The 23,920-nt window shown below is 72.2% G+C and carries 20 protein-coding genes; 8 read left to right on the forward strand and 12 right to left on the reverse strand.

Annotation, left to right across the window (positions count from 1 at the left end; translation table 11 throughout):
• The first annotated feature begins 153 nt into the window (after window positions 1-153).
• From O3597_RS05190 to O3597_RS05210, 5 genes are all read left to right on the forward strand, one after another.
• Window positions 154-753 carry a heme-copper oxidase subunit III gene (locus O3597_RS05190; RefSeq protein ID WP_164449244.1) on the forward strand — a complete coding sequence of 200 codons (600 nt, stop codon included), beginning with the start codon at window positions 154-156 and terminating at the stop codon, window positions 751-753.
• A gap of 76 nt (window positions 754-829) precedes the next feature.
• On the forward strand, window positions 830-1,669 hold the full coding sequence (locus O3597_RS05195; protein ID WP_269737539.1) for a cytochrome c: 840 nt from the start codon (window positions 830-832) through the stop codon (window positions 1,667-1,669).
• An 11-nt stretch (window positions 1,670-1,680) separates the two neighbouring features.
• Window positions 1,681-2,763, forward strand: a complete 1,083-nt coding sequence (locus O3597_RS05200) for a Rieske 2Fe-2S domain-containing protein (protein ID WP_164449242.1) — start codon at window positions 1,681-1,683, stop codon at window positions 2,761-2,763.
• Window positions 2,760-4,379 (forward strand): ubiquinol-cytochrome c reductase cytochrome b subunit, encoded by a 1,620-nt coding sequence (locus O3597_RS05205; RefSeq protein ID WP_164449241.1) that lies wholly within the window; start codon window positions 2,760-2,762, stop codon window positions 4,377-4,379. The genes O3597_RS05200 and O3597_RS05205 overlap by 4 nt, the downstream gene beginning before the upstream one ends.
• Before the next feature lie 166 nt (window positions 4,380-4,545).
• Window positions 4,546-5,220 carry a DUF4142 domain-containing protein gene (locus tag O3597_RS05210; RefSeq protein WP_164449240.1) on the forward strand — a complete coding sequence of 225 codons (675 nt, stop codon included), beginning with the start codon at window positions 4,546-4,548 and terminating at the stop codon, window positions 5,218-5,220.
• 48 nt (window positions 5,221-5,268) lie between these two features.
• On the opposite strand, the gene O3597_RS05215 is transcribed toward O3597_RS05210, so the two are convergent.
• From O3597_RS05215 to O3597_RS05245, 7 genes are all read right to left on the reverse strand, one after another.
• Window positions 5,269-5,556 (reverse strand): Lrp/AsnC ligand binding domain-containing protein, encoded by a 288-nt coding sequence (locus O3597_RS05215; RefSeq protein ID WP_099850868.1) that lies wholly within the window; start codon window positions 5,554-5,556, stop codon window positions 5,269-5,271.
• On the reverse strand, window positions 5,553-6,851 hold the full coding sequence (locus O3597_RS05220) for an MFS transporter (protein WP_281603398.1): 1,299 nt from the start codon (window positions 6,849-6,851) through the stop codon (window positions 5,553-5,555). The genes O3597_RS05215 and O3597_RS05220 overlap by 4 nt, the downstream gene beginning before the upstream one ends.
• Window positions 6,848-7,438: a helix-turn-helix domain-containing protein gene (locus O3597_RS05225; RefSeq protein ID WP_348650330.1), complete on the reverse strand. Its 591-nt coding sequence runs from the start codon at window positions 7,436-7,438 to the stop codon at window positions 6,848-6,850. The genes O3597_RS05220 and O3597_RS05225 overlap by 4 nt, the downstream gene beginning before the upstream one ends.
• Before the next feature lie 76 nt (window positions 7,439-7,514).
• The gene (locus O3597_RS05230; protein ID WP_281604480.1) at window positions 7,515-8,345 is read right to left on the reverse strand and encodes a sugar phosphate nucleotidyltransferase; all 831 of its coding nucleotides are present in this window, start codon (window positions 8,343-8,345) and stop codon (window positions 7,515-7,517) included.
• Between the two features lie 53 nt (window positions 8,346-8,398).
• Window positions 8,399-8,941, reverse strand: a complete 543-nt coding sequence (locus tag O3597_RS05235) for an NUDIX domain-containing protein (protein WP_281603400.1) — start codon at window positions 8,939-8,941, stop codon at window positions 8,399-8,401.
• A gap of 74 nt (window positions 8,942-9,015) precedes the next feature.
• Window positions 9,016-10,803 carry an HD domain-containing protein gene (locus O3597_RS05240; protein WP_164449235.1) on the reverse strand — a complete coding sequence of 596 codons (1,788 nt, stop codon included), beginning with the start codon at window positions 10,801-10,803 and terminating at the stop codon, window positions 9,016-9,018.
• Between the two features lie 129 nt (window positions 10,804-10,932).
• Window positions 10,933-12,687 (reverse strand): DEDD exonuclease domain-containing protein, encoded by a 1,755-nt coding sequence (locus O3597_RS05245; RefSeq protein ID WP_164449234.1) that lies wholly within the window; start codon window positions 12,685-12,687, stop codon window positions 10,933-10,935.
• A gap of 127 nt (window positions 12,688-12,814) precedes the next feature.
• Here O3597_RS05245 and O3597_RS05250 point away from each other — a divergent pair, with 127 nt between their 5' ends.
• The 3 genes from O3597_RS05250 to O3597_RS05260 all read left to right on the forward strand — a co-directional run bounded on the left by O3597_RS05250 (window position 12,815) and on the right by O3597_RS05260 (window position 16,806).
• Window positions 12,815-14,245 (forward strand): NYN domain-containing protein, encoded by a 1,431-nt coding sequence (locus O3597_RS05250; RefSeq protein ID WP_281603401.1) that lies wholly within the window; start codon window positions 12,815-12,817, stop codon window positions 14,243-14,245.
• 180 nt (window positions 14,246-14,425) lie between these two features.
• Window positions 14,426-15,685, forward strand: a complete 1,260-nt coding sequence (locus O3597_RS05255; protein ID WP_164449233.1) for a M48 family metallopeptidase — start codon at window positions 14,426-14,428, stop codon at window positions 15,683-15,685.
• Complete coding sequence (locus tag O3597_RS05260) at window positions 15,682-16,806, forward strand: glycosyltransferase family 4 protein (protein WP_281603402.1); 1,125 nt, start codon at window positions 15,682-15,684, stop codon at window positions 16,804-16,806. The genes O3597_RS05255 and O3597_RS05260 overlap by 4 nt, the downstream gene beginning before the upstream one ends.
• A 128-nt stretch (window positions 16,807-16,934) precedes the next feature.
• Here O3597_RS05260 and O3597_RS05265 read toward each other — a convergent pair whose 3' ends face one another.
• The 5 genes from O3597_RS05265 to O3597_RS05285 all read right to left on the reverse strand — a co-directional run bounded on the left by O3597_RS05265 (window position 16,935) and on the right by O3597_RS05285 (window position 23,826).
• On the reverse strand, window positions 16,935-18,590 hold the full coding sequence (locus O3597_RS05265; protein ID WP_164449357.1) for a bifunctional diguanylate cyclase/phosphodiesterase: 1,656 nt from the start codon (window positions 18,588-18,590) through the stop codon (window positions 16,935-16,937).
• A 79-nt stretch (window positions 18,591-18,669) separates the two neighbouring features.
• Window positions 18,670-19,479 carry an SAM-dependent methyltransferase gene (locus O3597_RS05270; protein ID WP_281603403.1) on the reverse strand — a complete coding sequence of 270 codons (810 nt, stop codon included), beginning with the start codon at window positions 19,477-19,479 and terminating at the stop codon, window positions 18,670-18,672.
• A 162-nt stretch (window positions 19,480-19,641) separates the two neighbouring features.
• Complete coding sequence (locus O3597_RS05275; protein ID WP_007072219.1) at window positions 19,642-20,310, reverse strand: response regulator transcription factor; 669 nt, start codon at window positions 20,308-20,310, stop codon at window positions 19,642-19,644.
• A gap of 7 nt (window positions 20,311-20,317) precedes the next feature.
• A complete protein-coding gene (locus tag O3597_RS05280; protein ID WP_164449231.1) occupies window positions 20,318-22,012 on the reverse strand; it encodes a GAF domain-containing sensor histidine kinase in 1,695 nt (564 codons plus the stop codon).
• A gap of 14 nt (window positions 22,013-22,026) precedes the next feature.
• Window positions 22,027-23,826 (reverse strand): long-chain fatty acid--CoA ligase, encoded by a 1,800-nt coding sequence (locus O3597_RS05285; RefSeq protein WP_281604481.1) that lies wholly within the window; start codon window positions 23,824-23,826, stop codon window positions 22,027-22,029.
• Window positions 23,827-23,920 lie beyond the last annotated feature (94 nt).

Consider the following 23,920-nt stretch of genomic DNA (forward strand, 5'->3'; position numbering starts at 1 on the left):
CGGCGCGGTCGCGGCGGCCACGGAGATCGGATCGACGTGCAGCACACCAATCAGCCTAGGTCAGGCGAACCGGACGGTACCGATCGGGCCACTGCTGGCCCGGGTTTCACCCCCCGCTGATCGCCGGCCGTGGTGAACGGCAATAATGACCGCGTGACTGCGGCCCCAGCCATTGACAAGAGCCGGATCCACTCCCTGACGCGGCCGAACATGGTCAGCGTCGGGACGATCGTCTGGCTCTCCAGCGAACTCATGTTCTTCGCGGCGCTGTTCGCGATGTACTTCTCCATCCGCGCGGCGGCGCCGGAGCAGTGGGCGGAGCACACCGAGGTCCTCAACATCCCGTACGCGACCACCTTCACGGTGATCCTGGTGTTGTCCTCGGTGACCTGCCAGCTCGGCGTGTTCGCCGCCGAGAAGGGTGACGTCCACGCGCTGCGACGCTGGTTCACGATCACCTTCGTGATGGGCCTGATCTTCGTGCTCGGCCAGCTCAACGAGTACCGCGAGCTGGTGCACCACGGCGTCAAGATCAACAGTGACGGCTACGGGTCGATGTTCTACCTGACCACCGGCTTCCACGGCCTGCACGTCACCGGTGGTCTGATCGCCTTCGTGATCTTCATGATCCGCACCACCATGGGCCGGTTCACCCCGGCGCAGGCCACCTCGGCGATCGTGGTGTCGTACTACTGGCACTTCGTCGACGTCGTGTGGATCGCGCTCTACGCCATGATCTACTGGCTTCAGTGATCTTGGCGCGCACCAGCCGCCTTGCCGCTGCTCCACCCCCCGCAACACAAGGTCCAACCGGTTAAGGACACAGGTCATGACTTCTCACAACGACCGCCGACGCGGTCTGTTCGCGCGGCTGCGCGGGCGGCCCGGGGCGCCCAGCAGGGGCCGCCGCCGGCTGGGTGCTGCGGTCCGGCTGGTCGCCGCGCTGATGCTGGCCGGCGGTGCCTACACCGTGCTCGCCCCCGGCGCCGCCGCCCAGGAGAATCCGCCGCTGAGCAGCGCCGCCGCCGACGGCAAGGCGCTGTTCGACGTGAGCTGTGTGAGCTGCCACGGTCGCAACGCGCAGGGAGTCGAGGGGCGCGGGCCGAGCCTCATCGGCGTCGGCGCCGCCTCGGTGGAGTTCCAGGTGAGCACCGGTCGGATGCCGATGGCGCGGCAGGAGGCCCAGGCGGCGCGCAAGCCCGAGGTCTTCACCCGCGACGAGATCGACCAGCTCGCGGCGTACGTCCAGGAACTCGGCGGTGGGCCGGTCGTGCCGGCCGGTGACAACCTGCACGCCGACGGCAACGTCGCGATCGGCGGCGAGCTCTACCGGATCAACTGCTCGCAGTGCCACGCGTTCAGCGGTGGCGGCGGTGCCCTCTCCTCGGGCAAGTACGCGCCGAGCCTGCGGCCGGCCACCGACCGGCAGATCTACGCCGCGATGCTCAGCGGCCCGCAGAACATGCCGGTCTTCGGTGACAACCAGATCACGCCGGAGCAGAAGGCCGACATCATCGCCTACATCCAGCAGACGCTGAAGGACGACGGTGACCCGGGTGGCCTGTTCAACCTGGGCCGGTACGGACCCTCCACCGAGGGGGTGGCGATCTTCCTCGTCGGTATCGTCGCGCTGGTCTTCGCCAGCCTGTGGATCGCGGGCAAGTCGTGAGCGGGGGGACCATGAGCAGCCAGACCGGGCAGTCGAACCTGCCGAGCCAACGGGTCGACGTGAACGACCCCCGGCTCAGCCGGTTCGACATCGTCCGGGAGGGCGCCCGGCGGGACGACATCGAGATCGTCCACTACGAGCCGCAGGTGGCCCCGGGCACCAAGGCCGAACGGCGGCTGGTCCGCACGGTCGCGGGCTTCTTCCTGCTGACCGGGCTGGCGGCGACGGCGTTCCTGGCCATCTACATCTGGTGGCCCTGGGAGTACGAGCCGGGTCGCGGCGGTGACAAGCTCTACACCCCGCTGCTCGGCGTGACCCTCGGCGTCGCCCTGCTCGGCATCGGCTTCGGCATCCTCACCTGGGGCAAGAAGCTGCTGCCCAAGGAGGTGTCGATCCAGGACCGGCACGAGGGTGCCCCGCCCGCCGAGGACCAGCGGATCACCGGCGAGACCATGGCGTACATGGCCGACGAGCTGGGCGTGAAGCGTCGTCCGTTGCTCGGCGTGTCGCTGCTGGCCGGTCTGCTGCCGGTCGGTGCCGTCGCCGCCGCGCCCCTGGTCGGCGGGCTGATCTCCGACCCGCACAAGGACGACCAGATGTTGACCACCGGGTTCGCCCCCCGGGACGGTCAGAAGATCCGCCTGGTTCGCGAGGACGGCCGACCGATCCGGCCGGCCGACATCAGCGCCGGTGGTCAGATCACCGTCTTCCCGGGTGTGGAGCACGGGGTGAGCAACCGGTACGCCGACTCGCCCACCCTGCTGATCCACCTGCGCGAGGACGACGCCGTGGAATCGCGGCGCGCCAACGAGCGTGCCGGGCACGGCGGCTACATGTGGGGCAACTACGCCGCCTACTCGAAGGTCTGCACGCACGCCGGCTGCCCGGCGAGCCTGTACGAGCAGCAGACCAACCGGCTGCTCTGCCCGTGCCACCAGTCACAGTTCCTGATCACCGACAACGCCAAGCCGATCTTCGGTCCGGCCAGCCGGCGGTTGCCTCAGCTGCCCATCGAGGTGGACGCTGAGGGTTACTTCGTGGCGACGTCCGACTACACCGAGGCTGTCGGGCCCGACTTCTGGGAGCGGCCGTGAAGCGGCGAAAGTTTGACGTGGCAGCGGTGCCGGGCAACACCGCCCGAGCGGTCGACGACCGCTTCCAGGTGGCGACCCCGCTGCGCCGACTGCTCAACAAGGTCTTCCCGGACCACTGGTCCTTCCTGCTCGGCGAGATCGCGCTCTTCTCGTTCATCGTCCTGCTGCTGACCGGGGTCTTCCTGACCTTCTTCTTCGAGCCGGCGATGACGGAGGTCATCTACAACGGCAGCTACGCCCCGCTGCGGGGCACGCCGATGTCGGCCGCGTACGCCTCGACGCTGGACATCTCCTTCGACGTCCGCGGCGGCCTGATCATGCGCCAGATGCACCACTGGGCGGCGCTGCTGTTCATGGCCGCGATCGTGGTGCACATGCTGCGGGTCTTCTTCACCGGCGCGTTCCGCAAGCCGCGGGAGACCAACTGGATCATCGGCTCGCTGCTGTTCTGGGTCGGCTTCCTGGCCGGCTTCACCGGTTACTCGCTGCCGGACGACGGTCTGTCCGGCACCGGCCTGCGGATCGCCTCGGCGATCATGCTGTCCATCCCGGTGATCGGTTCCTGGGTGACCGCGGCGGTCTTCAACGGCGAGTTCCCGGGCACGATCATCATCAGCCGGTTCTTCATCGCCCACGTGCTGCTCATCCCGGGTCTGCTGGTCGCGTTGATCACCGTGCACCTGGGCCTGGTGTTCAAGCAGAAGCACACCCAGTGGCCGGGGCCCGGCCGGACCAACGGCAACGTGGTCGGCGAGCGGATGTTCCCGCGCTACGCGATCAAGCAGGGCGGCTTCTTCATGGTCGTCTTCGGCGTGATCGCGCTGATGGGCGGTCTGTTCCAGATCAACCCGGTGTGGCTGTTCGGCCCGTACGAGGCGTGGGTGGTCTCGGCCGCCAGCCAGCCCGACTGGTACGTGATGTTCCTCGACGGCTCGACCCGGTTGATGCCCGACTGGGAGATCACGATACCCATCGGCGAGGGCTATGTGATCCCGCCGCTGTTCTGGCCGACAGTGGTGCTACCCGGCATCCTGGTGGCGATATCCCTGCTCTACCCCTTCATGGAGGCCCGCCACCTGAAGGACTACCGCAGCCACAACCTGCTCCAGCGTCCCCGCGACGTTCCGTTCCGCACCGGCCTGGGCGTCATGGCCCTCACCTTCTACGTGATCCTGACCCTGTCGGGCGCGAACGACGTCATCGCCGACAAGTTCCAGATCAGCCTGAACGCGATGACCTGGGCCGGCCGGATCGGTCTGCTGCTGTTGCCGCCGCTGGCGTACTACGTCACCTACCGCATCTGTCTCGGGCTGCAGCAGCACGACCGGGAGGTCCTCGCGCACGGCGTGGAGACCGGCATCATCCGGCGCCTGCCGGACGGGCGGTTCGTCGAGGTGCACCAGCCGCTCGGCGCGGGCGACGGGCACGGCGAACTGGACTACGCCGGTTGGGTGGTACCGAAGAAGATGAACCGGCTCGGTGCCCTCGGCCCGGCCATCCGGGGCTTCTTCTACCCGATCGAGCGGCCGGCCGAGGCACCGGTCTCGCCGGGGCATCCTCCGGTCGAGCCACGGCCGGAGCGGGAGGAGATCACCAGCGGGGAGAACCGCCCCTGAGATCCGTCGTAAGTTGACGTGGCGCCCGTCGGACCTGCTCCGGCGGGCGCCACGCCCGTTTCGCCGCATCCGGACGTCGTCATCGCTTCCCGCCGTCGCCGGATCGCAGGAATAACCCCGGTCAGCCGGGTATCCGTGCGGTCCAACGTCTCAACGGGGAGGAAGCATGTTGGGTATCAAACGCCTCGGCCTGCTGGCCGCGCTGGTGCTGGTGGGGGTCGCACCCGCGGCGGCGGCGCAGGCGGCGGCACAGCCGTCGGAACAGGACACCCAGTACCTGCAGGCGGTCCACCAGGTCAACCTGTACGAGATCGCCGCCGGTGAACTGGCCCAGCAGAAGGGTCAGAACCAGCAGGTCAAGGAGCTGGGGCAGCAGTTCGTCACGGACCACACCGAACTGGACCAGTCGGTGCAGGACCTGGCCGGACAGCTGAACGTCGACCTGCCGAGTGAACCCACCACGGAACAGCAGGCCGGTCTCGACCAGCTCAACAACGCCAGCGGCGAGGAGTTCGACCGGCTCTGGGTGACCCAGGAACTGGCCGGCCACGTCCAGGCCATCCAGGCGACCCAGACGGAGATCTCACAGGGCACCGAGCCGCAGGTGGTCCAGCTGGCGCAGACCGCGCTGCCGGTCCTGCAGGCGCACTACGACGCCCTGGTGATGCTGGCCGAGGAACTCGGCATCCCGGTCCCGGAGACCAGCCCGAGCGGCACGGCCAGCCCGGGTGGCACCGTCCCGGCTCCGGGTGGCACCACGCCGGCCCCGGGTGAGACCTTCACCGAGGAGCCGGTGCCCGGTGGCACCGTCACCGAGACCCCGGTGCCGCAGCAGAGCTGATTCGGCGGTACGAGCCGAGCCGGTCCACCCCCTGTGGGGTGGGCCGGCTCAGTCGGTGCTGCCCAGGCCGATGGCGAAGGCTTCCTCCAGGTCGTGCCGCGAGTACGCGCGGAAGGCGATGTGCGATTCGGTGTTGAGCACGCCGGGCACCTTCGAGATGCTGCCCGCGATGATCTGGGCGATCTCGTCGAACTCGCGGACCCGGACCATGGCGATCAGGTCGACGTGCCCGGCCACCGAGTAGACCTCGCTCACCCCCGGCAGGTTGGCCAGTGTCTCGGCCACCTCGGGGATCGAGTCGGTGGCGCAGTCGATCAGCACGATCGCGGTGATCACGGGACTCTCCGTTCGTCGGCGTACTCGCCCATGCTAGGCGCTGTGCCAGCAGCGCCGTGCGGGGCTGCGCCGGGCAGGCGCACGAAAAGGGCGGCGGACGCGAACAGCACCGCCGCGCCGATCAGGTAACCCGCTTCGACACCGTGCCGGGTGGCCTGCCAGCCGATCAGCGGTAGCCCCGTCGCCACCACGACCTGCATGAGTAGTGACTGTACAGACAGCACGGTGGCGCGTTCGGTCGCCTCGACGCGGTCGTGGAGCAGCTTCGCCTGTGCCGGAAAAGCCGCGCCGAGACCGAGGAACATCAGGCAGTAAGCGAGCCCGGCGAGCGTCATGGCACCCGGCCCCCGCAGGAGGGCGCAACCGGCGAGTCCGAGCATGGACAGTGCGGACACGACCGCTCCGGTCGCTGCCGCCCGCGCGTGTGATCCGCAGGTACGCACCGTCCAACCCGCGATCATCCCCCCTACGGCGTCGGCGCCGAAACCTGTGGCTGCCACCACCGCGTACGTGGCGGCGGCGGTCGGGCCGCTGGTCAGCTCGGCCAGCCAGGCCGGGGTGAGAAGTTCGATGGCACCCAGCGCGACACCCGCTCCGCCGGCCGCGAGCAACACCCGGGCCAGTACCCGGTCCCGCGCCGAAACCTGCAGCCCAGCGACGACGCCGGCGGGCACGCGACGCACGACGGCCGCCATCTTCAGACGCGGGCGCGGCGGCTCGGGCAGCCGGACCGTCACCAGGGCCCGCAGCGCCTCGACCCCGGCCGCTGTCAGCACCGGCACTGCCAGGGCCGGAAGCGCGGCGGTGTCACCCAGGGCCAGCGGCAGTAGACCGCCAGCGAGCGTGCCGACCGCCAGTGCCAGCGACCCGGCGACCTCACCGCGGGCCAGTCCGGTGGTCAGGTCGACATCGCGGTCGGCCTGCGCGTGCACGGTGTCGACGTACCACGCTTCCAGCGGCCCGGTCGACAGCGCGCGGGCGACGCCGCGCAGCACCGCGGAGGCCAGAAACAGTGCGACTGTGTCGGCCAGGCCCAGCAACAGCAGGCCGCCGGCGCCGGCCACCGCCGAGGCGACGAGAACGGGGCGGCGGCCGATCGCGTCCGCCAGCCCTCCGGTGGGCAGTTCGAGCAGCGCGACCGTGAGACCGTACACCGCGGTGACGAGCGCGATCGTGGGTACCGACAAGCCACGGTCGAGCATCAGCAGTACGAGGGGCACCAGATAGAGCCCGGTCGGCAGCCACAGGAGAAAGTTCAGCGATGCGTACCGACGCCGGGCAGCGTCGATGCTCATCGGCGTTCGGTGCGCGGAAAACCGGCCACCACGATGGACACGGTGACCGCGGTCGGATCGGCTTCGTCCCGTGCTCTCAGCTCGTCGAGGTGGGCATAGAAGCGGTCCCACAACTCGGCCACCGAGGAGCGGCTGAGCCGAGTCACGATATCGCCGATACCTGCCGCCTCCACCCACTCCGGATCCAGGTCGTCCAGGTGCGCCTCGAAGTGCTCGACATCGCCGACGAGCACCTCGACCTGTCGACGCCGCATCATCGCCGCAGCCTGCCGACCGGCATCACTCGCGGAGAGCTCGGTGTTGCTCCAACCGGTCGTGAGGTGTACGGCGGCCCAGCGCCGTTCTCGGGGATGTCGACGCCCGAGCGCGGACTCCGTGACGAACCCGTGCCGGGCCAGTACGCGTAGGTGGTAGCTGGTCGATCCGGACTCGGTGTCGAGCAGGCGGGCGAGCTCGGTGGCCGTGGCCGGGCCGTGCTCCCGCAGAGCCGCCAGCAGCCGCACCCGGAGAGGGTGCGCCACCGCTTTGAGGTCCGCGGGATCGGATACCCGTCGTTCCTGGCGAGGATCGGTCATGCCGGGCAACATAGCTTCGCATAGAAGCTTATGCAAAGACTTTTCTGTAAACCGGGCACGTTGGGCCCGGCCTTGGTGCGTCGACGAGTCAGGCCGCCGGGACGGTCAGGTCGGCACCGGCCCGGATCACGTCGCGCAGGTGCTCCTCGGCGCCGACGACGGCGTCCGGCCAGATCACGCTGCGGCTGACCGTGCCCCGGACGGTGGCACCCGCGCCCACCACGCAACGGTGACAGGTGCCGGTGACCGTGGCGGCCGCGTCGATCAGGCAGCCGTCGCCGGCGGCGTGCAGGTTCGCGGCGAGGTAGTCGGCCGGGGTGCCGGTGTCGATGAAGGTGCCCCGGTAGCCGACCACGGTCAGCCGACCGGCGGCCTCGGCCGGACGCCACACCGCGCGTACCAGGTCGCCGAAGGTGGCGGGCAGGTCGCGGACCAGCCGCCACGGCAACAGGGAGAACCCGGTGAAGACGTGCCCGTCGAAGGTGCCCGGCGCGGTCGGGTCGGCGGCCGGCTGCCCGAGCAGGCGCACCGATTCGCCGTCCCAGCCGGCCAGCAGCGCGGCGATGTCGGGGCCGGGCGGTGCCGCCGGGTCGGCCAGGTAGGCGTCGGCGTTGCCGACCAGCACGCCCCGGCCGTCGATCCAGTCCCGCAGCCGCCCCACGCCGCCGGCGGTGCCGAGCGGGCTGCCCGGCTCCACCGACAGGTGCGCCCGCGCACCTGTCCGCCGCACCACCTGGTCACCCAGGTAGCAGGCGTTCACCGCGACCGAGGCCGGGCCGGTCAGGCCGAGCCCGGCGAGCCGAGCCAGCGCCCGGTCCAGCAGGGACACGTTGCCCACCGGGCAGAGCGCCTTCGGTACCCGCTCGGTCAGCGGGCGCAGCCGGGTGCCCTCGCCGGCGGCGAGCACCACCGCGCAGATGCCGTCGGAGGACGCGGTGGGCCGACCGCCGCTCGCCGCACCCTCGGGCCGGGTCACGGCGTCGTGTCGGGCAGCGGCGGCGGGAACTGCCCGGCCAGCGGACCGATGTCGTAGTAGGCCAGCAGGCGGGCGGTCGGCCAGGTCAGCTTCGGCAGGTCGTCCAGCGGGTGCCAGGCGGCTTCGAAGACCTCGGCACCGTCGACGGTCAGCTCGGTGCGCGAGGCCGGCACCTCGGCGGTGAACACCACGTCCACCCATCCCTTGGCGTGCACGATGGCGTTGGGTGCCGCCGGGGTGAGTCGGGTGGGGGAGAGCCGGACCCCGGTCTCCTCGTACAACTCCCGGGCGGCACCGACGGCCGGGTTCTCGCCGCGTTGCAGCAACCCCGCCGGCAGGGTCCAGCCCCGGCCCGGCGGCTGCCGCAGCAGCAGCAACCGACCCGCGCCCGAGGCATCACTGTCGCGGAGCAGGGTGACGGCACCGACGATGTACTTCGGCACGGCCATCCGGACCAGCCGACGTCGGACCGGCAGCGGCAGCCGGTAGAAGACCTGGTACGCGACGGCGCGTCCGGTGCGGCGGGTACGGGGGATCATGACTCCAGGCTAGTGGCCGTGCGGCCCGCTCGCGCCACGAGGACCACGCCGAGTACCGGGTGGGGCCGGGTCGGTCACTGACGGTGGTCGACGAGGTCGATGAGTTGGCGCACCACGGCGTCCGGCTCGATGACCCGGTCGAAGACCGCGACCAGCAGCGTTTCCAGATCCGGGTAGCCGAGTTCCTCCGACAGGCGCAGCAGCGGCAGATCGCTGGCCAGCCCCCGGTTGTACCGGCGCAGGGCCAGCCCGATGGTGGCCCGGCCCAGGCGTACCTTGTCGCTGATCGAGATCCCCGGCTCGCTGTGCTCGGCGAACCACCTGTTGATCTGCATCTGGGCGTGTGGTGACTTGACGAACCCCAGCCACTCACGACGCGGCCCACGCGGGGCCACCTCGGCGTCGAGGCTGCTCTCCTCGTCGGTCTCGGTGAAGATCTCCACCACGTCACCCTCCTCGAGCTCGGAGGAGAGCGGCACCAGCCGACCGTTGACCCGGGCCGCCAGACACCGGTCACCCCGGTCGGTACCGAGCTCGTAGGCCAGGTCGACCGGGGTGGCACCGGCCGGCAGCACGATCTGCCGCCCCTCGGCGACCACCTGGATCTGCGCCTCGGACAGGTCGCAGCGCAGCGAGTGCAGGAACTGGGCCGGGTCGGCGGCATCCTGCTCCCAGTCCAGCACCCGGCGCAGCCAGTCGAGCTGCCCCGAGCGGGCCGTGGCCCCGCCGGAGCGGGGGAAGCGGAAGTCGGCGGCCACCCCGTACTCGGCCGCGCGGTGCATCTCCGTCGTGCGGATCAGCACCTCGACGGTGCGGTTCTTCGGCCCGCAGACGCTCGTGTGCAGGGACCGGTAGAGGTTGTTCTTCGGTGAGGCGATGAAGTCCTTGAACCGGCCCGGCACCGGCCGCCAGAGGCCGTGCACGGCACCGAGCGCCGCGTAACAGTCGGTCGGCGGACCGTCGACCACGATGGTGATCCGGGGCAGGTCGAACGGAGCGGTGTGGCCGCCGGCCACGGTGTCCTTCCAGATCGAGTAGAGGTGCCGGGGTCGCGGGGCGACCTCGGCGTCGACCCGGCTGCGCCGTAGCGCCACCCTGGCCTGGGCGACCACCTCGGTGAGGTAGCTGTCCCAGCCGGGCCGGTCGTGCACGTGCCGCGCGATGCGGGCGTGCTCGTCCGGCTCGAGGTGCAGCAGCACCACGTCGTCCAGCTCCCGTTTGAGGGTCTGGATACCCAGCCGGTCGCAGAGCGGTACCAGCACCTCCTGGGTCTTGCGGGCGATCCGTTCGCGGGAGGCGGCCGAGCGTACGCCCAGGGTGCGCATGTTGTGCAGCCGGTCGGCGAGCTTGATGATGAGCACCCGGACGTCCTTGCCGGCCGCGATGATCATCTTGCGGATGGTCTCCGCCTCGGCGGCCTGCCCGTAGAACGCCTTGTCGAACTTGGTCACCCCGTCGACCAGGTGGGCGACCTCGTGGTCGAAGTCCTCCGCGAGGGCCTGCAACGTGTAGCGGGTGTCCTCCACCGTGTCGTGCAGCAGCGCCGCGACCAGAGTGGTGGTGTCCATGCCGAGTTCCGCGCAGATCTGGGCGACCGCCAGCGGGTGGGTGATGAACGGCTCCCCGCTCTTGCGGAACTGGCCGCGGTGCATGTTGTCCGCGATGGTGTACGCGCGGCGCAGCACCGCCGGGTCGGCGCCGGCGTGGATGGCGCGGTGGGTGCGTACCAGTTGGCCGACCGGTTCGGTCTCGGTGGTCGGCCAGGTCAGCAGCGATCGGAGTCGTCTGGTCAGGGGCAGCTCGCCGGGCTGTGTCGGGAGCGCACCGCCCAGGGCGCCGCCGTGGCCGGCGTTGACGTCCACCTGGGACACCCCCTCACGCCTGCTGCACCACCACCGGAATCCGGCAAGCGGGAGCAGACCCTCGAAACGGGCAGGACTGCACTTCCTTAACAGAGTAAGTGAGTCGACGTAGTCCGATCGGACAGTTGCTCATGAGCGTTCGGACCAGAGTTGCCGGGACGCCGCGCTCTCCGCCTTGGTCAACAGGTCGCGGAACCGTGCCGCGCCGGCCACCGGCGAGGACCAACCGGCGGACATCTCGACCAGTCGGGTCTCCGGTCGCTCCAACCAGGACAGGATCCGCTCCGACTCCTCCGGGCTGGCCGCCGGGACCGGACCGTGCCCGGGCGGCACCGTCTCGGCGGTGGCCCGGATGGCGGTCAACGTCGGTCGAGGATGGACCCCGGGCGGCGACACCCCGGCGCCGGCGAGCCGGCCGTGACGTACCAGCGCCAGCTCCCAGCCGCCGCCGGCCGCCGGGTGCGCGGCGGCCACCTCGGCGAGCCCACTCAGCGCGGCGAGCCGCTGCATGCGTACGGCGGCCCGCAGCACCGCCGCGAGACGGGAGCGCAGCGCGGCCGCCTCCTCGTAGCGCTGGCCGGCCGAGAGCGCCTCGATCCGCGCGAGCAGGGCGTCCACCACCGGCTGTGGATCGCCCGTGGTGGCGGTGGCGAACGGCGTGACCGCCCGGGCGTCGTACTCCTCGGGTGAGATCCGGTGCTCGCAGGGTGCCGGGCAGCGGCCCAGCTCGGCCAGCGCGCAGGCCGGCGTCACGGTACGCAGCGACAACCGGTGGGTGCACTGCCGCAGCGGCACCGCGTCGTGGAAGCCGGCGGCGGCCAGCTCGGCGGCCCGCCGTGAGGTGAACGGGCCGAGGTAGGCGCGGTCACCCGGGGAAATCTCCCGGACCACCGACAACCTGGGGTACGGCCCGTCGGTCAGCTTCAGCCAGACCACCCGCTCCGGGTACTTCGACCGTCGGTTGTACGGCGGCGCGTGCGCCGCGATCAGCCGCAGCTCACGCACCTCGGCCTCCAGCGAGTGCGCACACTCCACCGCCTCCACCCGCTCGGCGGCGGCCAGCATCTCCGAGATCCGGGCGCGTTTCTCCGCGGCGGTGAAGTAGCTGCGTACCCGGGTGGCGATGTCCCGGGAGGTGCCGATGTAGAGCGGTCGCTCGTCGGCGGCCCGGAAGATGTAGACCCCGGGGGAGCGGGGCAGACCGTCGGCCAGGTGCCGCTTGCGACGCTGCGTCGGGGTGACCGCGCGGGCGAACTCGATGGCGTCGCCGATGGTGTCGACCCGGTGCCCGCCGAGGCGGCCGATGAGCCCGTGCAGCACGTCGACGGTCGCCCGGGCGTCGTCCAGGGCCCGGTGGGTCGGCTGCGTGGCCGCCCGGAAGTACGCGGCGAGGGTGCCGAGCTTGCGGTTGGGCACCTCGTCGCGCAGCAGCACCCGTCGGGCCAGCGCCGCGGTGTCCAGCACCCGCGGGTTCGGCCAGCGGTAGCCGTGCTTCGCGCAGGCCGCCTTGAGGAAGCCGACGTCGTACGGCGCGTTGTGGGCGACCAGTACGGCGTCCGAGACGAACTCCAGGAAACTCGGCAGCACCTGCTCGATCGGCGGCGCCGGCAGCAGCATCGCCTGGGTGATGCCGGTCAGCACGGTGATGAAGGGTGGGATCGGCACCCCGGGGTTGACCAGGGTGGCCAGCACCCCCAGCTCCTCGCCGCCGCGCACCTTGACCGCGCCGATCTCGGTGATGCCGCCGCCGTCGGGTGCGCCGCCGGTGGTCTCGAGGTCGACCACCACGAACGTCGTCGCGTACAGCGGCAGCGCCGGGTCGACACCACCGACGGTCGGATCGAGGCCGGCGAGCGGCGGTTGCCGGAACTCCTGTGCTGCCATCCGCGGCACCGTAACGGTCCGGTCCGACACTCCCGCCCCACCAGCCCCAGACGTCACCACCGGTCTAGGATGAGAGATCGGCTCACTCACCGGGCGGTGGGCCCGGTCGCGGTGGGAGACTTGCCACATGCCCCTCACCGAGCCGCACGACGACAACCTCCCGCAGGAGGAGCAGGTCGTCGCGGTGCCCGCGGCCGGTGACGGTGCCACCGACGAGCCGACGCCGGACCCCGGGCCGGTGGACCCGGGGCAGCCGGAGCCGGAGCCGATCCTGCCCGAGCCGGTGCGACAGCGGATCGTCTCGCTCACCGCCGCCGTGCTGCCCGGTCTGCCCGCCGACGAGGTGCCCGTGCCGCTGCGTCGGGTCGCCAAGTTCGCTCCGAATCGACGCGCCCGGCTCGGCGCGCCGGCGATCGCCGCCCAACTCACCGCCGATCCGCTGTTCCGGCAGCGGGTCACCGCACGGGTGCTGGCTGACGCCGGTGACCTGGGCACCGCCGTGGTGGAGGGCACCGCGCCCGCCGCCGCCGATCCGGTCGAGGTGGCGGCCCTGGCCTACCTGGCCCGTCCGCGCGGCTGGCGGGAGTTGATCGACGCCAGCGGGGCGGCGGTCCGCGCCGAGGCGGACACGGCGGTGGTGGCCGAACTGGTCCGGCAGGCCGAACAGCGGGCCACCCGGGCCGAGCACGACCGGGCGGTCGCCCGGGTGGAGGCCGACAAGCTGCGTGACGAACTGGCCCGGGTCCGCGAGGAACTGGGCCAACTGCGCGAGGAGGCCCGGCAACTGGCTCGTACGCTGCGGGAGAGCCAGGCCCGGGAGCGTCGGGCCAACGAGCTGCTGGCCACCGAGCGGGGCCGGGCCACCCGGGCCGCCGCCGACGCGGACGCCGAACTGCGCCGGGTCCGGGCCCGGCTGGCCGAGGCGGAGGCCGCGGCCGGCGCGGCGCGCAGCAGCGCCAAGGAGGCCCGCTCGGTCGACGACGCGCGACTGTGGCTGCTGCTGGAGACGATCGGTCAGGCCGCCGTCGGGCTGCGCCGGGAGCTGGCCCTGGATCCGGTCGACAAGCTGCCCGCCGACTTCGTGGCCGACTCCTTCACCGATTCGCCCACCGCCACCGGGGCCGCGGCCCGGGCCCAGGACACCGACGACCCGGCCCGGCTGGACCAGCTCCTGGCGCTGCCCCGGGCGCACCTGGTGGTAGACGGCTACAACGTGACCAAACGCGGCTTCGGGGAGATGTCGCTCGAACAGCAGCGCAAGCGGCTGGTGAGCGGCCTCGGCGGGATCGCCGCGCAGACCGGTGACGAGGTCACCGTGGTCTTCGACGGCGCCGAACGGGTGCACGGCCTGCCACCGACCCCGCGTGGGGTGCGGGTGCTGTTCTCCCGCAAGGGTGAGACCGCCGACGAGCTGATCCGCCGACTGGTGCGGGCCGAACCACCGGGCCGTCCCGTGGTGGTGGTGTCCTCCGACCGCGAGGTGGCCGACGGGGTACGCCGGCACGGCGCGTACCCGCTGGGGGCGGATTCGCTGGTGCGCCGGCTGTCGCGGTCCTGAGCCCGGCCGCGGTGGTCCTGAGCCGGCCGTGCGGTGGGTCGACGGGCGTGGGGCGGATCCACCCCGGGACATAGGATGGGCGCCCATGGCGACAGGAGCGGCGGGCATGAGGCGCACGGCGGGCGACGGATCGGTTCGCGTTCGTTGCGGCGGATCGCCGGTGCCGGACGGGGCGGCGTGGTGAGCCCGCGAGGATGGGCGGTGCTGACCCTGGCCGGACTGGGTGTCGCCCTGGTCGTGGCGGCGCTGGTGCTGATCCCGTGGCAGCGCCCGCCGGCCCCCCGGGCCGACCAGCTCGCCGCCCTGCGCGACCTGCCGACCGAGCAGGTGGAGCGGGCCCGGCAGTTCCGGTCCGCGCTGCGTCCCGGCGGATGGGCGGCGCTCGGCGTCGGGCTGCTGGTGGCCCTGGCACTCGGGTTGACCCCGCTGGGCAGCCGCCTGGTCGAGTTGGCCGGGCGGCCCTTCGGCGGGCACTGGATCGCGCAGGCGATCCTCGGTGGTCTGGCCGTGGTGCTGGTCGCCGACCTGGTGACCCTGCCCTTCTCGGCGTGGCGGCACAGCGTGCTCACCCGTTACGGGCTGGCCACCAACGGCTGGGGCGGCTGGGCGGTGGACCTGCTCAAGTCGTACGCGGTGAGCGCCGTCATCGGCGCGGTGGCGCTGCTCGGCTTCTACACCGTCGTGCGACTCGCCCCCCGCTGGTGGTGGGCCTTCGGCGCGGCCGGTGCCGCCACCCTGGTGGCGCTGCTCTCCTTCGTGCTGCCGGTGCTCGTCGAGCCGGTCTTCAACCGGTTCCGCCCGATGGAGCCGTCGCCGCTGCGCAGCCAGCTCATGGAGCTGGCCGAACGGGACGGAGTGCCGGTGCGCGACGTGCTGGTCGCCGACGCCTCCCGGCGCACCCGGGCGGTCAACGCGTACGTCTCCGGGCTGGGGCCGACCCGCCGGGTGGTGGTCTACGACAACCTGCTGCGCGAGGCGACGCCGGCCGAGGTGACCGCGGTGGTGGCGCACGAACTGGGCCACGCCCGGGACCGGGACGTACCGGTCGGCACGCTCACCGGCGCGCTCGGCGCCGCCGCCGCGGTGGTGGCGCTCTACCTGATCGGCTCCTGGCCACCGCTGCTGCGCCTGGCCGGGGTCGACTCGGTGGCGCAACCCCGCGCGTTCCCGCTGTTGCTCGCCCTGGTCACGGTGGCCGGGCTGGTCTTCGCTCCGGTGCAGGCGCTGATGTCGCGGCGGGTCGAGGCCCGCGCCGACGCACACGCGCTGGCGTTGACCGGCGACCCGGCCGCGTTCGAGTCGATGCAGCGGCGACTGTCCGCGGTCAACCTGTCCGACCCCGACCCGCCCCGCTGGGAGTACCTCTACTCGGCCTCCCACCCGTCCACAGTGGAGCGGATCGCCGCTGCCCGCGCGTACGCCCGAAAGGTTGGCCGGTGAGCCGCACGTTGCTGGTGACGAACGATTTTCCGCCCCGGCCGGGCGGCATCCAGTCGTTCGTGCACAACCTCGCGGTGCGCCAGCCGGCCGGTTCGGTGGTGGTGTACGCGTCACGCTGGGCCGGGGCGGACAAGTTCGACGCCGACCAGCCGTTCGAGGTGGTGCGGGAGCGTACCAAGGTGTTGCTGCCCACCCCCCTCGTGGCGCGCCGGGCCGCCCGACTGGCCCGCTCGTACGGGTGCGACACGGTCTGGTTCGGCGCGGCGGCTCCGCTCGGACTGCTCGCGGCCGGGCTGCGTCGGCGGGCCGGCATCCGGCGGGTGGTCGCCCTGACCCACGGTCACGAGGTCGGCTGGGCGGCGGTGCCGATGGCCCGGACGGCGCTGCGGCGCATCGCTCGGGACACCGACGTGGTGACCTACCTGGGCGAGTACACCCGCACCCGGCTGGCCCGGGCCGTGGACGGCCTGACCGAACTGCGGCGGCTCGCGCCCGGTGTGGACACCGACGTCTACCACCCGTCCGTCGACGGCGGCGCGGTGCGGCACCGGCTCGGCCTGGCCGACCGGCCGGTGGTGGTCTGCGTGTCGCGGCTGGTGCCCCGCAAGGGCCAGGACATGCTGATCCGGGCGATGCCGCTGATTCGCCGCCGGGTGCCCGACGCCGCGTTGCTGGTGGTCGGCGGTGGACCGTACCGGACCACGCTGGCCCGGCTGGCCCGCCAGTCCGGGATGGAGCGGGACGTGGTCTTCACCGGTTCGGTGCCCTCGGCAGAACTGCCCGCTCACTACGCGGCCGGCGACGTGTACGCCATGCCGTGCCGCACCCGCAACCGGGGCTTGGACGTCGAAGGGCTCGGCATCGTCTACCTGGAGGCGTCGGCGACCGGCCTGCCGGTGGTCGCCGGCAACTCCGGCGGCGCCCCGGACGCGGTGCGCCAGGGCGAGACGGGCTACGTGGTGGACGGTCGGGATCTCGCCGAACTCGCCGACCGGGTGGCCACCCTGCTGGCCGACCGGGACCTGGCCCGGCAGTTCGGCGCCGCCGGGCGGGCCTGGGTGGAGCGGGAGTGGCGCTGGGAGACGCAGGCCCGACGCCTGGCGACGCTGCTCGCCGGCTGAGACCCGGGGTGGGCGCCTCGGGCCCGGGCCGGGTGATGGTGGTGGGCGCGCTGTCGAGCTGAGAGCGCAGGCGGATCGGTAACGGCTCACTGTCCGGACCGCCGAACAGTTGCCGTGTGGTGGCTGGCTCAGCGGATGCGGGCGAGGATGTGGTCGGGGGAGGCGGGGCGGCCGAAGTGCCAGCCCTGGCCGGCGTCGCAGCCGATCGCCCGCAGCCGCTCGGCCTGTCCGCCGGTCTCCACCCCCTCGGCGGTCACCGTCAGGTCCAGCGCGTGCGCCAGCGAGACCAGCGAGGCGAGGATCCGTTCGTCGGCGCGGGCCTCCGGAGTACGCAGGCCCCGCACGAACTCACCGGCCACCTTCAACTCGGTCACCGGCAGGTCCCGTAGGTAGGCCAGGTTGCTGTAGCCGGTACCGAAGTCGTCGATGGCGATCCGGATGCCCAGGTCGGCGAGGGCGCGAAGGGCGCGTACCGGCTCCTCGGAGGTGGTCATCATCGTGCTCTCGGTGATCTCCAGTTGGAGCCGGTTCGGCGGCAGGCCGGTACGCCGCAGCAGGGCCCGCACCTCCTGCACCAGACCGGGGCGGCGAACCTGCCGGACCGCCAGGTTGACGCTGACGTACGGGGGCTCACCCGAGGTGGACGTCCAGCCGACCGCCTCGCGACACGCCTCGGCGAGCACCCACCCGCCGAGCGGCACGATCAACCCGGTCTCCTCGGCCAGACCGATGAACTTGTCCGGGCGCAGCACCCCGAGCCGTGGGTGGCGCCACCGGACCAGCGCCTCGACGCCCAGCAGCGAACCGTCGTGCAACGAGGTCAACGGCTGGTAGTCGAGGAAGAACTCACCCCGTTCCAGCCCCGCCGGGATGGCCGCGCACAGCTCCTGGCGGGCCTGCTCCCGGCCGTCGCGCTCCGCGTCGTACAGGGCCCAGCCCGCGCCCCCGGCCGACTTGGCCCAGTGCAGGGTGCTGCCCGCGGCCCGCATCAGGTCGTCCGGCGAGGTCCCGGCGACCCGCCGCTCCACGATGCCCACGCTCGCCGTGACGGTCACGTCATGTCCGTCGACCACCACCGGCTCGGAGAGCGCGGCCAGTGCCGCCTCGGCGACGGCGACCACGTCTCCGGTCCCGGTGGACCGTTCGACGAGAACGACGAAGGCGTCCCCGCCGAGCCGCGCGACCAGGTGCGGCTCGACCGCCCGCCGCAGTCGCCGTGCCGCGGCCACCAGGGCCCGGTCGCCGATCTGGTGCCCGAAGGAGTCGTTGACCCGCTTGAACCGGTCGAGGTCGAGAAAGCACAGCCCGACCCGGCGGCCACTGCCGGCCGACGCGTCGACGGCGGCGGCGAGGCGTTCGGCGAAGAGCGTGCGGTTCGGCAGGTCGGTCAACGGGTCGTGGGTGGCCTGGTGCCGGAAGCGGGCCTCGCTGGCCCGTAGCGCCTGCTCCGCCTCGGCGCGGGCGGTCATCGCGGCCCGCCGGATGGACTCCTGCTCGTCGAGGGTCCGGTCCCGCAGCGCTCGGGCGTAGCCGGTGGCGACCGCGCCCAGCAGGCGGGCCATCCGGTCCTCGATGTCGTCGGCGACCAGGTCGAGATCGCGGACCAGTCGAAGCTGGATCACCTCGACGGTCCGGCCGAGCGCCTCGGCGGAGACGATGTGCGCGGCGACCAGCTCGTCGGCGACCTTGTGCCCGACCCGCAGGTCGAGCGGCTCCGCCCGCAGCGCCTCGGCGAGCAGGTCGGTGAGCCGCTGCAGCAGCACCTCGAGCTGGGCGTGGGTCATCGGCAGATAGCTGGTGCCCGATACCGCCTTCGCCCAGGCGCGGGCGAACACGCCGGCGCAGGGCCGGCCGTCCGCGGGCTTACCCACCGAGGCGCCCGACCCCGCCGAGGAACACCGCCTGTTCGGCGTCCTCGGCGCTCTCCGGCGTTTCCGGGCGCCACTGCGGCACCCACACCACGCCGGGCTCGACCAACTCGAAGCCGTCGAAGAACCCGGTCAGCTCGGCCCGGCTGCGTATCCACAGCGGGTTGTCGGTGCGCCGGTAGACCTCCTCGGCCTCGGCCCGCTCGGCCTCGCCCCGGCCGTCGTCGCTGGCCTGCGACAGGACCAGGTAGCTGCCGGGGGCAAGTGCCGCCCGCAGCGTCCGCAGCACCTCGGCCGGCCGGTCGTCGTCGGGAACGAAGTGCAGCACCGCCACCACCAGCACCGCCATCGGCTGGGAGAAGTCGAGCATCGCGCGTACGTCGGGATGGGTCAGGATCCGCTCGGGATGGCGCAGATCCTCCTGGATCACCGCCGTACGGTCGTTGCCGGCCAGGATCTCCCGACTGTGCGCCACGGCGACCGGGTCGACGTCGACGTAGACCACCCGAGAGTCGGGGGCGTGCCGTTGCGCGATCTCGTGCACGTTGCCCACGGTGGGGATGCCGGAACCGATGTCCAGGAACTGCCGGATGCCGGCGTCGGTGAGGAACTGCACGGCCCGGCGCAGGAAAGCGCGGTTGGCCTGCGCCATCAGCGGTGCCTGCGGCACCACCGCCACCATCGCGCGAGCGGTCGCCCGGTCCACGGCGAAGTTGTGTGAGCCGCCGAGATAGTAGTCGTACATGCGGGCGACGCTGGGACGTTCGACGTCGATCGTCTCGGGTGCCCAGTCCGGCCGCTGCAAGTGCCTCACCCCTTCGCCCGCCCTCGGCGGCGACGCCGCCCCGGCGGGTATTCTGCCCCGCTTTCGCGAGGGAGGCCAGAGCCGGTACGGGCGGAGGCCTTCGATGCGAAGATCCGTGCCCCGCCGAGGTGGGACACGGATCTTCGTCGGGTGTCGCGCCGATCAGAACTTCGGCGCGTCCGGTGCCTCGAGCAGACCGAGTCGCAGCGCGGTCATCAGCGCCTGTGCCCGGTTGGCCGCGCCGAGCTTCTCGTAGAGCTTGGAGATGTGGGTCTTGGCGGTCGACTCGCTGACGAACAGCTGCTTGGCGATGCCGGCGACGCTCATGCCGTCGGCGAGCAGCCGCAGCACCTGACCCTCGCGGGGAGACAGCTGCGGGCCGGACGGGGCGAGTCGACGCTTCATCGCCTCGGCCAGGTCGGCGGCGGTGAAGGCGCTGGGGGAGGAGGCGGCGTGCCGGGCGGCGGCGACCACCTCGTCGGCCGGTGCGGTCTTCGGCACGAACGCGCTGGCCCCCGCCTCCAGGGCACCGAAGAGCTGGTCGTCGCCGGCGTACATGGTGAGCACCACGATGCCCATCGACGCGCTGGACTTGCGCAACGCCCGGGTGGCCTCCAGGCCGCTACCGTCGGGCAGCCGCAGATCCATGATCACCACGTCCGGTTGCAGGGCACCGGCCTGCCGGACGCCCTCCGCCGCCGTGGCCGCCTCGCCGACGACCTCGAACTGCCGGTCGCGCTCGAAGGCGTGCCGCAGGCCCTTGCGGATCAAGTCGTGATCGTCGACAAGGAGGACCTTGGTACGGGTTGCCGGTGTCGGGCTTGTGGTCATCCTCGGCTTACTCCCCTTCTGCTGCGGCGGCGCTACCGCGAACGTTATCGCGCCGGGACGGTGAACCGACCACCACCGCGACGGTCGTCCCGCTCGGCTGTCGCGGCCTGATCTCCAACCGGCCCCGGATACGTTCCGCTCTCTCGGCCATGATCGCAAGACCATAGTGCCCGTCCGAGCGCTGGTCACCTATGCCGTGACCGTCATCCGACACTTCGATCTGCGCGTACGGCGGATCCACCTCGCAGGTGACCCAGAGGTTGGCCGCGCCGGCGTGCTTGCGGGCGTTGGTGACCGCCTCCTGGGCGATGCGCAGCAACTCCGCCTCGGTCGCGGCGGGCAGCCGGGCGGTGGACTCGTCCAGGGACAGGTGCACCCGCAGGCCGCCGGAGGCGCCGACGGTGCGGGCGTACTCGGCGATCGCGGCGGCCAGGCCACCGTGCCGGTCCACCTCGCTGCGCAGCTCGAACAGGCTCAGCCGCAGCTCGGTGATCACCCGGGTCACCTCCTGGCGCAGCAGACGCAGCGACTCGGCGGTCTCCTCGGCGTCGTCGTGCACGGTGGCCAACGCGTTGTCGATGCCGTAGCCCACCATCACCAGTTCCTGGGCCACCCCGTCGTGGATCTCCCGGGCCAGCCGCTGCCGCTCCTCGTTGGTGGCCAGCGAGCGCACCTCGTCGAAGAGCAGGGCGGCCTCCAGGCGCAGCGCGGCCGGGCCGGTCAGCCCGGTCACCTGGGCCACCACCGGTGGCGGGTACGCGTGCGCCGTGTCGGTCTCCAGCACCACCAGACCCACCGTGCGCAACCCGGCCACCAGCGGCACGATCAGCGCCGAGACCTCGCCCCCACGGTGTGAGCGGGACTGCGAGCGGGCCGAGGTCTGCGACTGCTGGCTGGCCCAGGCGTCGGCGATGGCCGAATCGGCGTCGATGGTGGTCTCCCAGTCGACCCGGTCCGCGCCGAGCTGGGCGAGCACCACCAGCCGGCCACCACCGCTGGCGGAGAGCACCGCGCCCCGGTCGGTACGGGCCACCGTGCGCAGCTCCTCCAACAGGTGCTCGGAGATCCCACCCGGGTCCAGCGTGGCGCCGGGCAGTTGACGGGCCACCGTACGCAGCTGGGTCAGCAGCCGGGTCGCCTCGGCGTACGGCTGGGGTTTGCTGTCGTGGCGGGCCTGCATCACCCGGTGCAGGGTGCCGGCGGCGTAGAGACCGAGGGCGGCGAGGATCAGCCACTGGGCGCAGACGGCGAGATAGCCGGGCTGACTGAGCTGGCGAACCCCGCCCACCTCGGTGACCGCGCCGGCGACCAGCAGGCTGCCGGCGGTCACGGCGATCAGCGCCGCGCCCTCCCGGAACCGGCGACGCAGCGCGGTGACGGTCACCGGTACCGCCAGGTACGGCAGCACCGCGGAGGCACCCAGCCCGCCGATGTGGCCGCCGACGGTGGCCACCGCGGCGACCTGGCTGGCCGCCAGACCGAGCACCACCACCTCCGCCACCCGGCTGAGCGGACCGACGAGCCGGTGCTGGGGGGCCAGCATCGCCGGCAGCCCGGCCAGCGCCAGCAGGACGATCCACCACAGCTGGGTCACGTCGCGGGTGGCGAACAGGGTCAGGACGGCGACCAGCGTGAGTACGACGACGCGGGCCGCCGCGGCGAGCGGGTGCGAGCGGGCCAGGGCGGATGTGGAGGCGGGCACGTGACGGATCGTAGTCAGCCGCGGTAGATGTCGGCGATCTCCGCCGCGTACGTCTTGTGCACGACCTGGCGCTTGACCTTCAGCGACGGGGTCAATTCCCCGGTCGCCTCGGTGAAGTCGCGCGGCAGGACCCGGAAGACCTTGATCGCCTCGGCCTTGGAGACCGACTGGTTGGCCTGGTCCACGGCGGCCTGGATCTCCGCGTGCAGCCCCTCGTGCTCGCGCAGTTGCTCGATCCCGGTGTCCGCCGGCAGCCCGGCCGACTCCAGCCAGCCCGGCAGGGCTTCCTCGTCGATGGTGACCAGCGCGGCGATGAACGGCTGCCGGTCACCCACCACGACACACTGGCTGACCAGGCGGTGCGACCGGACCTGGTCCTCCAGCACGGCCGGGGCGACGTTCTTGCCGCCGGCCGTCACGATGATCTCCTTCTTCCGGCCGGTGATGGTCAGGTAGCCGTCCGCGTCGAGCGAACCCAGGTCGCCGGTGCGGAACCAGCCGTCCGAGGTGATCGCCTCGGCGGTGGCCGTGTCGTTGTGCCAGTACCCCTGGAAGACGAGATCACCGGCGACGAGCACCTCGCCGTCGTCGTCGATGCGGATGGTCACCCCGGGCAACGGGCGGCCGACCGTGCCGATCCGGGTGAATCCGGGCAGGTTGGCGGAGGCGGCGGGAGAGGTTTCGGTCAGGCCGTACCCCTCGCAGACGGTCACTCCGATGCCCCGGAAGAAGTGGCCGAGCCGGGCGCCGAGCGGTGCGCCGCCGGAGATCGCGTCGCGGCAGCGCCCGCCGAGCGCGGCCCGTAGCTTGCCGTAGACCAGTCGGTCGAAGAGCGCGTGCTGGGCACGCAGCGCCAGGCCCGGCCCGCCGGGCGTCTCAAGCGCCTCGCTGTACGCGATGGCGACCGCCTCGGCCCGGGCGAAGATCCCGCCCTTGCCGCCGGCCTCGGCCTTCTGCTTGGCGCCGTTGTAGACCTTCTCGAAGACCCGGGGCACCGAGAGCACGAAGGTCGGCTTGACCTCCTGCAGCTCGGCGAGCAGGTTCTTGGTGTCCGAGCAGTGCGCCATCGTGGCCCGGGCCTGCACCACGCCGATCTGGATCAGCCGGGCGAAGGCGTGCGCGAGCGGCAGGAACAGCAGGGTCGACGCGTTCGGCCCGAACAGGTTCGGCAGCACCGGGACGGCGTTGGCGATGTCGGCGTACATGTTGCGGTGGGTCAGCACGCAGCCCTTGGGCCGGCCGGTGGTGCCGCTGGTGTAGATGATCGTCGCCACGTCCGAGGAACGCAGGCCCGCGCGGCGGCGCTCGATCTCGGTCGGCTCCACCTCGGCGCCGGCGGCCATCAGGTCGTCCACCCCACCCAGGTCGATCTGCCACACATGGGACAGGGCGGGCAACTGGTCACGGACGCCGGCCACCAGCGTGGCGTGTGCGGTGGTCTCCACCACCACGGCCACCGCGCCGGAGTCGCCCAGGATCCAGGCGGCCTGCTCGGCGCTGGAGGTCTCGTAGATCGGCACGGTGACCGCACCGGCCGCCCAGATGGCGTAGTCGACGAGCGTCCACTCGTACCGGGTGCGGCTCATCAGCGCGACCCGGTCGCCCGGCCGCACCCCGGCGGCGACCAGCCCGCGGGCGACCGCGGCCACCTCGTCGCGGAACTGCCGGCAGGTCACGTCGGTCCACGCGCCCGCGGCGTCGCGGCGGACGAACTGCACCGCGTCGGGCGCGGCCTCGGCGTTGTCCCAGACCGGATCGGTGAGGTTGGCCGAATCGCCGACGGTGACGATCGGCGGGACGGTGAACTCGCGCACCTGCACTCCCTCGTGCTCACGGGACCGGGTCGGGGCGCCACCTGCGCGGGTGGCCTCGTCGAAACCTACCCGCCCGGTGGGCCGGGAGCACACC

Source organism: Verrucosispora sp. WMMA2044 (genome assembly GCF_027497155.1).
Lineage (GTDB): Bacteria > Actinomycetota > Actinomycetes > Mycobacteriales > Micromonosporaceae > Micromonospora > Micromonospora palythoicola.